The organism is Embleya sp. NPDC056575 (assembly GCF_042793325.1).
In the GTDB taxonomy this organism is placed as follows: domain Bacteria; phylum Actinomycetota; class Actinomycetes; order Streptomycetales; family Streptomycetaceae; genus Embleya.
Genome location: NZ_JBHTVA010000073.1, coordinates 39,977 through 51,978, shown reverse-complemented (window position 1 = coordinate 51,978; position 12,002 = coordinate 39,977). Strand labels below are relative to the sequence as shown.

Below are 12,002 nucleotides of genomic sequence, written 5' to 3'. Positions count from 1 at the left end.
CCCGCGACCACCGGATCGGCGGTCGCAGGCGCTCGAACGCCCTACCGGATCAGCCTCGCGGCTTCTCCCGCATCTCGAACGTCTCGATGATGTCCTCGACCTTGATGTCGTTGAACGAACCGAGGTTGATACCGCACTCGAAGCCCTCGCGGACCTCGGTGACGTCGTCCTTCTCGCGGCGCAGGCCCTCGACGTTGAGGTTGTCGGCGACCACGGCCCCCTGCCGGATGATCCGCGCCTTGGTGTTGCGCTTGATCGTCCCGCCGGTGACCATGCAGCCCGCGATGTTGCCGAGCTTGGAGGAGCGGAACACCGCGCGGATCTGCGCCGTGCCCAGCTGGACCTCTTCGAACTCGGGCTTGAGCATGCCCTTGAGCGCGGCCTCGATCTCCTCGATGGCCTGGTAGATCACCGAGTAGAAGCGGATGTCGACGCCCTCGCGGTCGGCCATCGTCCGCGCCCGGCCCTCCGGCCGGACGTTGAAGCCGATGATGATCGCGTCCGAGGCCATCGCCAGGGTGACGTTGGACTCGGTGATGGCACCGACGCCGCGGTCGATGATCCGCAGCTCGACCTCTTCGCCGACGTCCAGGTTGAGCAGCGCGTCCTCCAACGCCTCCACCGAACCGGAGCCGTCGCCCTTGAGGATGAGGTTGAGCTGCTGCATCTCGCCGGCCTTGAGGGCCTTGTCCAGGTCCTCCAGCGAGACCCGCTTCGACCGACGGGCCAGGACCGCGTTGCGCTCCCGGGCCGCCCGCTTCTCGGCGATCTGCCGCGCGGTGCGCTCTTCCTCGACCACGAGGAAGTTGTCACCGGCGCCGGGCACCGAGGTCAGGCCGAGCACCATGACCGGACGCGACGGCGTGGCCTCGGTGAGGTTGTTGCCGTTCTCGTCGATCATCGCGCGGACGCGGCCGTAGGCCTCGCCGACCACGATGGCGTCGCCGATGTGCAGCGTGCCGCGCTGGACCAGGACGGTGGCGACCGGGCCGCGGCCCTTGTCGAGGTGACCCTCGATCGCGATGCCCTGGGCCTCCTGGTGCGGGTTGGCGGTGAGCTCCAGCGCCGCGTCGGCGGTCAGCACGACCGCCTCGAGCAGGTCGTCGATGCCCATGCCCTGCTTCGCCGAGATGTCGACGAACATCGTGTCGCCGCCGTACTCCTCGGCCACGAGCCCGTACTCGGTGAGCTGGCCGCGCACCTTGGTCGGGTCCGCGCCCTCCTTGTCGATCTTGTTGACCGCCACCACGATCGGCACGCCCGCGGCCTGCGCGTGGTTGAGCGCCTCGATCGTCTGCGGCTTCACGCCGTCGTCCGCCGCGACCACGAGGATCGCGATGTCCGTCGACTTGGCGCCGCGGGCACGCATGGCGGTGAACGCCTCGTGACCGGGGGTGTCGATCAGGGTGATCTTGCGGTCGACGTCGTTGACCGTGGTCGCGACCTGGTAGGCACCGATGTGCTGGGTGATGCCACCGGCCTCGCCCGCGATCACGTTCGTCTTGCGGATCGCGTCGAGCAGGCGGGTCTTGCCGTGGTCGACGTGACCCATGACGGTGACGACCGGCGGACGCGCCTCCAGGTCGTCCTCGTCGCCCTCGTCCTCGCCCCATTCGAGGTCGAAGGACTCGAGCAGCTCGCGGTCCTCCTCCTCGGGGGAGACGATCTGGATCACGAAGTCGAGCTCGGCCCCGAGAGTCTGCAGCTCGTCGTCGCTCACCGACTGCGTCGCGGTCAGCATCGAGCCCAGGTTGAACATGATCTGGACCAGTGCCGCCGGGTTCGCGTTGATCTTCTCCGCGAAGTCGGTGAGCGAGGCACCGCGCGACATCCGGACGACGCGCCCGTTGCCGCGAGGAGCCATCACGCCACCGGCGGACGGAGCCTGCATCTGGTCGAACTCTTGACGACGCTGACGCTTCGACTTGCGCGCGCGGCCCGGACGCCCACCGGGACGACCGAACGCGCCCTGCGTGCCGCCGCGACCACCCGGGCCGCCACGACCGCCGCCGCCGGGACGACCGGCGAAGCCGCCGCCGCCACCGGGACGACCCGGAGCGCCGCCGCCGCCACCGCCGGGACGGGGACCGCCGAAGCCGCCACCGCCGCCACCGGGACGACCGCCACCGCCGCCGGCACCCGCCGGACGACCGCCGCCGCCACCGGGACCGGGACGACCGGGCGCACCGCCCGGACGGCCGGGACCACCCGGGCCACGCGCGGGCGCCGGACGGTTGGGCATCATGCCCGGGTTCGGACGCGGGCCACCGGGGCCCGCGCTACCACCCGGACGCGGACCCGCGGGACCACCCGAGCCACCCGGACGCGGGCCGGCGGCCGCAGGACCCTGCGGACGCGGCGGCATGCCGCCCGGGGTGGGGCGACCGCCGCCGGCGGCCTGCGGCCGCGGCATACCGGTGCTGCCCGAGGTGAAGGGGTTGTTGCCCGGACGCGGTCCGGCCGGACGCGCGCCACCCGGACGGGGGGCACCACCCTGACCGGGACCACCGGCACGCGGGCCACCGGCGGACGGTGCGCCGCCGGTACGCGGACCGGAGGAGCGCTCGCCGCGCTCGGGACGGTCACCGCGCTCGGGACGACCACCGGGGCCGCCCTGACCGGGACCACCCGGACGCGGACCCGGACGGCTGCCCGCCGCCGGACCCGAGGAGGCCGCGGCGGGACGGTCCGAACGCGGACCACGCTCGGCGGGACCGCGGTCGCCCTGGCCGCGCTCGGCCGGACCGCGCTCGGCGGGACGTGCGGCCGGACGCGGACCCGGAGCGGGCGCGCCGCCCGGACGCGGACCCGACTGTGCCGCGGGACGCTCCGCCTGACGCGGGGCGGCCGGAGTCGCCTCCGCGGCCGGCGCGGCCGGCACCACGGGCGGGGCGGTGCTGCCCTGGGGGGCCGGGCGCGGCGTCGGGCGCGGGCCCGGCGTCGGCGCACCCGCCGGGCGCGGGCCCGGAGCGGGGGCAGGGCGCGAGGCGCCCTGCGGGGAGGGGGCACCCTGCGACGCACCGGACGAGGCCGGCGGACGCGGGGCGCGGCGGGCGGGCCCGCCTTCCGTCTTGAGTGCTTCCGTCAATTTGCGAACAACCGGCGCCTCGATCGTCGAGGACGCCGAACGAACGAACTCACCGAGTTCTTGGAGCTTGGCCATGACGACCTTGCTCTCGACTCCGAACTCCTTGGCGAGTTCGTATACCCGGACCTTTGCCACGTCGCTCCTTCTGGTCCGGGGTTGGTCGTCCGCCGGACCGTCACTACCGCATGTCTGTACTCATCGCGTACTCATCGAGTGCTCATCGCAATCTCGACCTACTTCCGACTCGCGAGGTACCGCTTCGCTGGACCTGTCCGACCGACCTCTGACAACCCATCACCGCTCAAAAAAGCACGCAGTGGTGCCGAGTCCAGCGGCCCCGGCACGCGCAAAGCCCGAACGAACGCCTTGCGGCGCTCCGCCTGGGCCAGGCACTCCGGATCGGGGTGCAGATGCGCTCCCCGCCCGGGCATTCGGCCGCGGGGATCGGGGACACAAACGCCCTCGACCGCCACGACCCGCAATAGGTCGGCCTTGGCCGCACGCTGCCGACAACCTACGCACGTTCGGCACGGGGAAGCGGTGATTTCCCGCTCCTCCGACCTTGTACGAGGGCATGCTCGGGCACGCCTGCGACCAGACATGTTCAAGTCTACCGCTCCTCACCGCGACCTGGTTCGGTCGACCGGGTCCGGTCCTCCGAATCGGTGGTCTCGGTGTCCGGCCGGATGTCGATGCGCCATCCGGTCAATCGCGCGGCAAGTCGGGCATTCTGCCCTTCCTTGCCGATCGCCAGCGAGAGCTGGTAGTCGGGCACCGTCACCCGGGCGGAGCGCGCGGCGAGGTCCACGATCTCGACCTTGCTCACCCGCGCCGGCGACAGCGCGTTGGCCACCATCCGCGCGGGGTCGTCCGACCAGTCGACGATGTCGATCTTCTCGCCGTTCAACTCGGCCATCACGGCGCGCACGCGCGCGCCCATCGGCCCGATGCACGCGCCCTTGGGGTTGAGCCCGGCACGCGTGGAGTAGACGGCGATCTTGGAGCGGTGGCCGGCCTCGCGGGCGATCGCGGCGATCTCGACGCTGCCGTCGGCGATCTCCGGGACCTCCAGCGCGAACAGCCTCCGCACCAGGTTGGGGTGGGTGCGCGAGAGCGTGATGGACGGCCCCTTGGGCCCACGCCGCACCTGTACGACATAGCAGCGCAGGCGCATGCCGTGCGCGTACCGCTCGCCCGGCACCTGCTCCTGGGGCGGCAGGATCGCCTCGATGCGACCCAGGTCCACCAGGACGTTGCGGTTGTCCTTGCCCTGCTGGACCACACCGGCGACGATCTCGCCCTCACGGCCGGCGAACTCGCCGAACGTGATCTCCTCCTCGGCGTCGCGCAGCCGCTGCAGGATCACCTGCTTGGCGGTGGTCGCCGCGATCCGGCCGAAGTCGTCCGGGGTGTCGTCGAACTCGCGCACGCGCTGACCGGCCTCGTCGGTCTCGGTCGCCCATACGGTGACGTGACCGCTTGCCCGGTCCAGCTCCACGCGCGCCTTGGGCAGGCTGCCCTCGGTGCGGTGGTAGGCGATCAACAGGGCCGACTCGATGGCCTCGACCAGGAGGTCGAACTTGATCTCTTTTTCGCGCTCGAGCCCGCGCAGGGCGCTCATGTCGATGTCCACGTCCTACGCCTCCTCGTCCATGGTGTCGTCCGCGTCGGTGTCGTGCTCGGCACCGGTGTCGTCGTCCTCGTCGTCTTCTTCGGTCTCGGCGGTGCTCGCCGAGTCCTTGCCCTTGCGGTTGAACTCGACCTGTACGACGGCCTTGGCCACCTCGTCCCAGGTCAACCGTCGCGGCGTGCCGTCGACGTCCAGTTCCACACCCTCCGCGTCGCTCGCGCCGATCCGGCCGGTCACCGTGCCGCCGTCGTGCAGTTGCACCAAGACCAGCCGATCGGCCGCGCGGCGCCAGTGCCGCTCCAGCGTCAGCGGGCGGTCCACGCCGGGGGTGGTGACTTCCAGCAGGTAGGGCAGCGAACCGAGCACGTCGCTCGGGTCGAGCACGTCGGAGACCGCGCGGCTGACCTCGGCGACCTTGTCCAGGTCGACGCCGCCGTCCGCGGCCACCATCACGCGCAGCACACGCCGTTTGCCGGCGGGAGTGAGGGAAACTTCCTCGAGATCCACGCCCAGGGTCGATACCACCGGCTCCAGCAACTCCCGCAGCCGGTCCAACGTGGTGGTGCTCATCCGGGTGACTCCTCGGCTGCGTGTGCTGTTGTCTCAGGTGCGTCGACCGCCGGAGGGCGGGTCGGGGGAGGACAACAGTATCCGGTCCGGGAGCCATCTCGCGCACGTCCGCCCGGCGTACACGGGTTGTCCGCCGGATGTCCGGCGGGCTCCACAGGCCCGGCCATGCGGTAGCGTCCGACACGGCCGGAGGCGGCACGGACATCACGGACGAGGTTCAGGAGCGGGACGCATGCGCGACGCGGGGCCGACGCGACGGGCCGTCCTCGGCGCCGTGACCGCAGCGACGATCGCCGCCGCGGTCGCCGGTTGCGACGACGGCGGGGGTTCGGACCAAGGGCGGCGCAAGGCCGACGACGCGGCGCGCGACCGGGCGTACGCGGCGACCGGGGCGCTGTTGGCGCACTACGACGCGGTGGCCGCGCGGCACGCCCCGTTGGCCGAGCGGATCCGGCCGCTGTCGGTCGAGTTGCGGCAACACCTGACCGCCTTCGCCGGTCGCGCGACACACCCCGCGCCGCCCCCCGGGGCCGCGCCCGACGACCTCGCCGCGGCGACCACCACGATCGCCGACCGGGCGCAGCAGGCCTCGGACGAGCGACTGGTCGACCTGGACCGGGTCTCCCCCGATCTCGCCCGCCGACTGGCGGCCACCTCGGCGTGTCTGGCGGGACACGCCCAACTGCTTCGGAGCGCATCGTGAGTACGCCGCGTCCGACCCCGTCGGGGGCCGCCGCCGTCGAGGTGAAGGCGCTGCGCGACGCGCTGGACGCGGAGCACGCGGCGGTCTACGGATACGGCATCGCGGGCGGGCGGCTGACCGGCGCCGCCCGGACCCAGGCGCGGACCGCGCTGGACGCGCATCGGGCCCGGCGGGACACGATCACCCGGCTGATCGCCGACCGGGGCGCGACCGCGCCGCCGGCGGCGCCCGCGTACACGGTGCCCTTCGCGGTGGCCACGCCGGCGGACGCGACCCGGCTCGCGGTGTACCTGGAGGACGGGGTCGCGCTGCACCTCGGCGCGCTGGTGGCCGCGGCCGGGGCGCCGCTGCGGGCGGAGGCGGCGGGCTGGTTGCGCGAGGCCGCGGTGTGGGGGGTGCGCTGGCGGGGGGCGAGTACACCCTTCCCGGGGGTGCCCGAGGAGGGTGGTTCGGGGACGGCGACGGCGGGGGGCCGCACGTGAACGATCGGGTCGAGCTACCGGAACGGCTGACGCGGACCGCGCTGCGCTGGTGCGGCGAGGAGGCCGCGCGCGGGTGGCTCGCGGGGCTGCCGGACGCGGTCGCGGAGTACGCGGCGCGCTGGGGGCTGACCGTGGAGCGGCCGATCATTCCCGGCGGCGCGCTGAGCTTGACCCTCCTGGTCCGCCGGGCGGACGACACGCCGGCCACGCTCAAGCTGGGCTTCGTGGATCGCTACACCGCGCACGAGCCGACCGCGCTCGCGCTGTGGGACGGCGCCGGCGCGGTGCGGTTGCTGGAGGCGGATCCGGCGCGCGGCGCGCTGTTGCTGGAGCGGCTGCGGCCGGACGTCTCGCTGCGCTCGTTGGCGGAGGATCGGGCGATGCTGGAGGCCGCGGAGGTGGTCCGCCGGTTGTGGGTGGCCCCGCCCGCCGACTGCCCGATCGAGCCGGTCGCGGAGCGAGCCGGGCACTGGGGCGAATCGATCCCGCGGCGCTACGCAGACCTGGCCGGGCCGTGCCCGAGGGCGCTGGTCGACGAGGCGGTGGAGCTGTGCGCCGAACTGGCCGCGTCGCAGCCGGAGGTGGTGGTGCTGCACACCGACTGCCACCACGGCAACGTGCTCGCGGGCACCCGGGCGAAGTGGCTGGCCATCGATCCGCGGCCGATGCTCGGCGAGCGGGCCTTCGACCTGGGGCCGCTGGTCCGGGACCGGATGGCCACGGTGGTCGCCGAGCCGCGTCCGCAGGCGCTGGTGCGGCGGCGGGTGACGTGGTTGGCGAACGCGCTGGACCTGGACGCCGAGCGGGTGCGCGGATGGGCGCTGGTGCAGGCGTTGGCGCTGGGCCTGTGGTGCCTGTCGGTGGACGACCCGGCCGGCGAGGACCTGCTGTCGGTCGCGGAGTGGCTGTCCTGAGCCGCGCTTCGGCGACCGGCGCGCGGCGGCGCCGTCGGGCGCCGCGGGATCGGGCGCGGCGACCTCACGCGAAGGGCAGGATCGCGCCCATCACGGTGTAGGGCCGGTTGTTGCCCGGGAACAGCACCGGGCGGGCCAGGTCGACGAAGCCCAGGCCGCGATAGAGCCGGCGCGCCGGGGTCTGCTCGTCGATCGCGGAGAGCAGGATGTGCGAGCGGTCCTGGCCCCGGCACAGCAGGCCGATCAGCGTGCGGCCGATGCCGTGCCCCTGCCAGTGCGGCAACACGTGCAACTCGCCGACCACGAACGACTCGTCCAGCCAGGCCCGATGGCCCTCCCGGGCCAGGTGCGGCTCGATCACCAGGCTCCACCACTGGTCGGTGAGGTTCGGATAGCCGTAGCCGAAGCCGACCAGGCGACCTGCGCCGTCGAACGCGCCGAGCGAGCGCACCCCGGCGAAGGTCGCGTGGCGGCGCATTATCCGCTGCCGGATCGCGATCTCGTCGTCGGCGAGCCCGAACGCGTGGGCCTGTACCTCGACCGCCTCGTCCGCGTACGCGGCGAGGTCGACGACCCGGCACGTCCACTCCATCAGCACACGCACTCCATCGGGACGAGCCGCCGGCGCCGCATCGGAACAACACGCTCGTGCCGCATCAGAACAACACACTCATGAAGGCGCCGGTCTCGGCGAAGCCGACCCGCCGATAGGCCGCGCGGGCGGGTCCGTTGTAGCTGTTCACGTACAGGCTGGCCACCGGCGCGACCTCGGCGAGCGCGTGCCGCAGCACCGCCGCCATGCCGATCTCGGACAGCCCCTCACCGCGCCGCTCCGGGGCCACCCACACACCCTGGATCTGGCACGCGTGCCGGGTGACCGCGCCGATCTCCGCCTTGAACACCACCCTGCCGTCCTCGATCCGGGCGAACGCACGGCCGCCGGCGATGAGTTCGGACACCCGTGCGCGATACAGCGTGCCACCGTCGCCGATCAGGGGCGAGACTCCGACCTCCTCGGTGAACATCGACACGCACGCGGGCATCACCAGATCCAGCTCGTCCGGCCGCACCCGGCGCACCAGCGGATCCGCAGGCACCTCGGTCGAGGGCCGGCCGGCGACCATCAGCGGCTGCACAGGGCGTACGTCGCGGGCGGGTCCCCAGGCGGGTTCGAGCAGCCGCCACAGACCGGCCGCCGCCTCGGCGGGGCCGACGATCGACGAGCAGCGCCGCCCCTGGCGCCGGGCACGTTCGGCGAAGGACCGTATCGCGTCGGGCCCGGCCTCGACCGGGACCAGGTTCGCCCCCGCGTAGCACAGCGAGGTGAGCAGGCCGCCCTCGTAGTAGCCCCACAGCTCGCCGCCCAGGCGCCACGGATCGACACCGGCGAGCCGGACCCGGGACGCGACGAAGACGTTGGTGACCGGGTCGCGGTCGAGCAGCGCCTGGACGGCGGACAGGTCGGTCCCGTCCAGGACCTTGGTGGAAACCGAGCTCAGCACGTGCCTCACCATGCCATCGGGCGGACCTTGGGGAAATGCCGGTTGTTGCGGCACCACCCTATGCAGGTCCAGGCCGTATGTGCCGCCCGGGAGGTACGGGGATCGGCGGGCGCATCAGCGCGGCAGCCTCGGCACCCCCGGTCGGCGCGTCACGGGGCCCTCCGGCGCGGCGGCGTCGCACTCGATGTCGTTCGCGGGCAGGGTCCCGTCGACGAGGTACCCCGTGGCCCGGTCGTCCACGCACGGGCCGTCGACGAGGTAGTGCCCGTGGTTGCCGTTGCCGCGCACGGTCAACAGCCGCGAGGAGGGCAGCGCGTCGTGCATGCGCAGCGCCCCCTCGTAGGGCGTGGCCGGGTCGCCCACGGACTGGATCAGCAGCACACCGGGCAGTCCCGCCCCGTCGATCCGGGTCGGCGGCGCGGTGTTGGTCTGCAGGTACAGGCACGCCCCGGGCGAGGCGATCGCCGCGCCGAGCGCCCCGTCGCGGGCCCGGAGTCGGACCATGTCCGCCTCGAAGACCCGCTCGTCGGCCGGGAAGGGGGCGTCCGCGCAGGAAACGGTCTGGAACACCGACTCGAAGTTGACCTCCTCGCCGGTCGCGGCCCGCCGGGACGCGACCAGCGCCGCCGGGTCGCCGGACGCGTAGTCGGCGAGCGCGCCGGCCAGCCGGGGCCAGTCGCGATCGGTGTAGAGCGAGCCGATGGTGAACTGGTCGAGTTCGACGCCGCCGAAGACGCCGTCGGCGGGCTCTGCCACGAGGCGGGCGCGCAGCACGTCCCAGCCGGCCAGCACCCGGGCCGCGCTCGTGCCCAGGTGGTAGCGGTCGTCGCGGTCGGCGGCCCAGGCCGCCCAGTCGCGCTGACGCGCGGAGAAGGCGCGGGCCTGGAGGAAGCCGGTCCCGTACCAGACCTCGGTCGGGTCCACCACGCTGTCCAGGAGCATCCGGTGCACCCGCCGAGGGAACAGTTGCCCGTACACCGCGCCCAGGTAGGTCCCGTACGAGTAGCCCAGGAAGCTCAGCCGCTCCGCGCCGAACGCGGCCCGGACCAGGTCGAGATCGCGGGCGATGTCGCGGGTGGTCAGGTGCGGCAGCAGGTCGGGCGCGGAGGCCCGGCAACCGTCGGCGAACGCGCGGGTCGCGGCCAGGTGGGCGGCGCGACCGGCGGGCACGGCCGGATCGGGCCTGGGCCCGCGGCCGAAGGTGACCGGGTCGGTGCAGACGACCCGCGTGCTGGTGCCGCGCCCGCGCAGGTCGAAGCCGATCAGGTCGTAGGCCCGGCGCAGCCGCTCGGGCAGGCCGCCGGCCAGCGCGGCCATCGAGCCGACGGAGGAGGCGCCGGGGCCGCCGAAGTTGACCACCAGGACGCCCTGATACTCGGCCCGGCTCCCGGTGGCCGGCACCCGGGAGACGCCGACCCGGATCCGGGCGCCGTCGGGGCGGGTGTGGTCGAGCGGCGCGCCGATGCTGCCGCAGCGCTCGCCCGGCGCGGTGCCCGTCGGGCAGTCGCCCCACGTGATCGGCTCGGTGCCCGCGCGGGCCGGTGCGGGGGCGGCGGTGAGCGCGGCGGCGGTGAGCGCGCCGGCCAGGAGGGCGCGGACGGCGCGGGTCACGATTCCTCACAGGTGGTGTCGCGGCCCGCCGGGAGCGTGCCGTCGGTCAGGTAGGCCGCGGCGGCGGCCATGACGCAGTCGTTGGGCTGGAACGCGAGGATCCCGTGGTCGCCTTCGCCGAGCACGGTGATCAGGCGTGAGGAGGGCAGCGCGTCGTGCAGCGCGTTCGCCCCGGCGGGCGGGGTCGCCGGATCGCGGGTGCCCTGGATGAGCAGCACCGGCGGCAGGTCGTGGCCGTCGATGCGCGTCGGGGTCCGGGCCGGTACCGGCCAGAACGCACAGGGCGCGTTCAGCCAGGTGTTGGACCAGGCGGTGAGCGGGGCGGTGGCGTCCACGGCGCGCGCGTCGCGATCCCACACCGCCCAGTCGCGCGGCCACGGCCCGTCGTGGCACTCGACGGCGGTGTAGATCGCGGTGCCGTTGGCGTCCTGCACGGTGGGCGGCGTGTACAGCGCGCCGAGCGGGGCCGGGTCGCCGCGGTCCCAGGCGCGCAGGGCGTCGGCGAAGCCGGGCCAGTGCTGCGAGTTGTACAGGGTCCGGGTGGCGAGGTCGTAGAGCTCGGCGGGGCCGACCGCGTCGGCGAGGGGGCGGTTACGGGCGGCGGCGAGCACACGCGTGAAGATCGGGTCCAGGTCGGGGCCCGAGGCGTGGAGGAAGTCGCGCCAACGGCCCTGGAAGGCGATGTCCTGACGCAGGTTGGAGCCGTACCAGACCTGGTCGGGGCGCGGGTCGACGATGCTGTCCAGGATCATCCGGTCGACCCGCTCGGGGAACAACTGCCCGTAGACCGCGCCCAGATAGGTCCCGTAGGACCAGCCGATGAAGGAGAGTTTCGGCCGGCCGAGCGCGGCTCGGACCAGGTCCAGGTCGCGGGCGTTCTCCAGGGTGCCCAGGTGTGGGAGGAGGTGGCCGGCGCGCTCGGCGCAGCCGCCGGCATAGGTGCGGGCGCGCTCGACCAGCCGTTCCTCGTCCCGCGCCGTGGCGGGCACCGGGTCGGGCCTGGGCGCCCGGTCGAAGCTCGCGTCGACACACGAGATCGGGTCGCTGTGGTGGTTGCCGCGGGGGTCGACGCCGACGATGTCGTAGCTCTGCCGCACCCGTTCGGGCAGGGCGCGGCGGACCAGCCCGGCCAACCACATCCCGCCGCCGCCCGGTCCGCCGGGGTTGACCACGATCGTGCCGCGCCGGGCCCGCCCGCCGGTCGCCGCCGCGAGCGACAGGCCCAGCGTGGTGGTGGGCCCGTCGGGGCGCGCGTGGTCGACGGGCACGGCCAGCGTGCCGCAGCGCAGCCCCGGTTCGGCGACATCGTCGGGGCAGCCGCCCCATACGACGCCGGGCGTGCTCCCGACGGCCGGGTGCGCCGTGTCGGGACCACTCGCGGGTCCCGCGGCGGTGCCCGCGATCATGGCGGCGACGGCCACTACGGCCACGACGATGCGTCCCACGCGCGACGCCCCTCCCCCGGGGGCGACGCCCCGATCATGTGTCTCGATGATCGGGGT

11 protein-coding genes are annotated in these 12,002 nt (G+C 73.9%); 3 read left to right on the top strand and 8 right to left on the bottom strand.

Going from position 1 to position 12,002, the window contains the following annotated elements; all coding sequences use genetic code 11:
• Positions 1 to 49: 49 nt before the first annotated feature.
• The 4 genes from infB to rimP all read right to left on the bottom strand — a co-directional run bounded on the left by infB (position 50) and on the right by rimP (position 5,288).
• A complete protein-coding gene (gene infB, locus ACFRCG_RS39215) occupies positions 50 to 3,223 on the bottom strand; it encodes a translation initiation factor IF-2 (protein WP_380040535.1) in 3,174 nt (1,057 codons plus the stop codon).
• 98 nt (positions 3,224 to 3,321) lie between these two features.
• Entirely contained in the window at positions 3,322 to 3,690 is a 369-nt protein-coding gene (locus ACFRCG_RS39210; RefSeq protein ID WP_380040539.1) for a YlxR family protein, read from the bottom strand.
• Between the two features lie 8 nt (positions 3,691 to 3,698).
• Positions 3,699 to 4,721: a transcription termination factor NusA gene (gene nusA / locus ACFRCG_RS39205; protein WP_380040533.1), complete on the bottom strand. Its 1,023-nt coding sequence runs from the start codon at positions 4,719 to 4,721 to the stop codon at positions 3,699 to 3,701.
• 3 nt (positions 4,722 to 4,724) lie between these two features.
• The gene (gene rimP, locus ACFRCG_RS39200; RefSeq protein WP_380040531.1) at positions 4,725 to 5,288 is read right to left on the bottom strand and encodes a ribosome maturation factor RimP; all 564 of its coding nucleotides are present in this window, start codon (positions 5,286 to 5,288) and stop codon (positions 4,725 to 4,727) included.
• Positions 5,289 to 5,520: 232 nt separating this feature from the next.
• Here rimP and ACFRCG_RS39195 point away from each other — a divergent pair, with 232 nt between their 5' ends.
• The 3 genes from ACFRCG_RS39195 to ACFRCG_RS39185 are packed head-to-tail and all read left to right on the top strand — an operon-like array spanning position 5,521 to position 7,387.
• A complete protein-coding gene (locus ACFRCG_RS39195; RefSeq protein WP_380040529.1) occupies positions 5,521 to 5,991 on the top strand; it encodes a hypothetical protein in 471 nt (156 codons plus the stop codon).
• Complete coding sequence (locus ACFRCG_RS39190; RefSeq protein WP_380040527.1) at positions 5,988 to 6,473, top strand: ferritin-like domain-containing protein; 486 nt, start codon at positions 5,988 to 5,990, stop codon at positions 6,471 to 6,473. The genes ACFRCG_RS39195 and ACFRCG_RS39190 overlap by 4 nt, the downstream gene beginning before the upstream one ends.
• Positions 6,470 to 7,387 carry an aminoglycoside phosphotransferase family protein gene (locus ACFRCG_RS39185; RefSeq protein ID WP_380040525.1) on the top strand — a complete coding sequence of 306 codons (918 nt, stop codon included), beginning with the start codon at positions 6,470 to 6,472 and terminating at the stop codon, positions 7,385 to 7,387. Before ACFRCG_RS39190 ends, ACFRCG_RS39185 begins: the two co-directional genes overlap by 4 nt.
• A gap of 64 nt (positions 7,388 to 7,451) precedes the next feature.
• Here ACFRCG_RS39185 and ACFRCG_RS39180 read toward each other — a convergent pair whose 3' ends face one another.
• From ACFRCG_RS39180 to ACFRCG_RS39165, 4 genes are all read right to left on the bottom strand, one after another.
• On the bottom strand, positions 7,452 to 7,979 hold the full coding sequence (locus ACFRCG_RS39180; protein ID WP_380040523.1) for a GNAT family N-acetyltransferase: 528 nt from the start codon (positions 7,977 to 7,979) through the stop codon (positions 7,452 to 7,454).
• Between the two features lie 64 nt (positions 7,980 to 8,043).
• The gene (locus tag ACFRCG_RS39175) at positions 8,044 to 8,901 is read right to left on the bottom strand and encodes a GNAT family N-acetyltransferase (protein ID WP_380003078.1); all 858 of its coding nucleotides are present in this window, start codon (positions 8,899 to 8,901) and stop codon (positions 8,044 to 8,046) included.
• Positions 8,902 to 9,003: 102 nt separating this feature from the next.
• Positions 9,004 to 10,500, bottom strand: coding sequence for an alpha/beta hydrolase (locus ACFRCG_RS39170; RefSeq protein ID WP_380040521.1), 1,497 nt, complete (start codon positions 10,498 to 10,500; stop codon positions 9,004 to 9,006).
• The gene (locus ACFRCG_RS39165) at positions 10,497 to 11,945 is read right to left on the bottom strand and encodes an alpha/beta hydrolase (protein ID WP_380040519.1); all 1,449 of its coding nucleotides are present in this window, start codon (positions 11,943 to 11,945) and stop codon (positions 10,497 to 10,499) included. Before ACFRCG_RS39165 ends, ACFRCG_RS39170 begins: the two co-directional genes overlap by 4 nt.
• Between the last annotated feature and the right edge of the window lie 57 nt (positions 11,946 to 12,002).

Coding starts and splice junctions, on each gene's coding strand:
- rimP (WP_380040531.1), bottom strand. CDS start 5,288: ATGAGCACCACCACGTTGGACCGGCTGCGGGAGTTGCTGGAGCCGGTG.
- ACFRCG_RS39180 (WP_380040523.1), bottom strand. CDS start 7,979: ATGGAGTGGACGTGCCGGGTCGTCGACCTCGCCGCGTACGCGGACGAG.
- ACFRCG_RS39175 (WP_380003078.1), bottom strand. CDS start 8,901: ATGGTGAGGCACGTGCTGAGCTCGGTTTCCACCAAGGTCCTGGACGGG.
- ACFRCG_RS39195 (WP_380040529.1), top strand. CDS start 5,521: ATGCGCGACGCGGGGCCGACGCGACGGGCCGTCCTCGGCGCCGTGACC.
- ACFRCG_RS39210 (WP_380040539.1), bottom strand. CDS start 3,690: ATGTCTGGTCGCAGGCGTGCCCGAGCATGCCCTCGTACAAGGTCGGAG.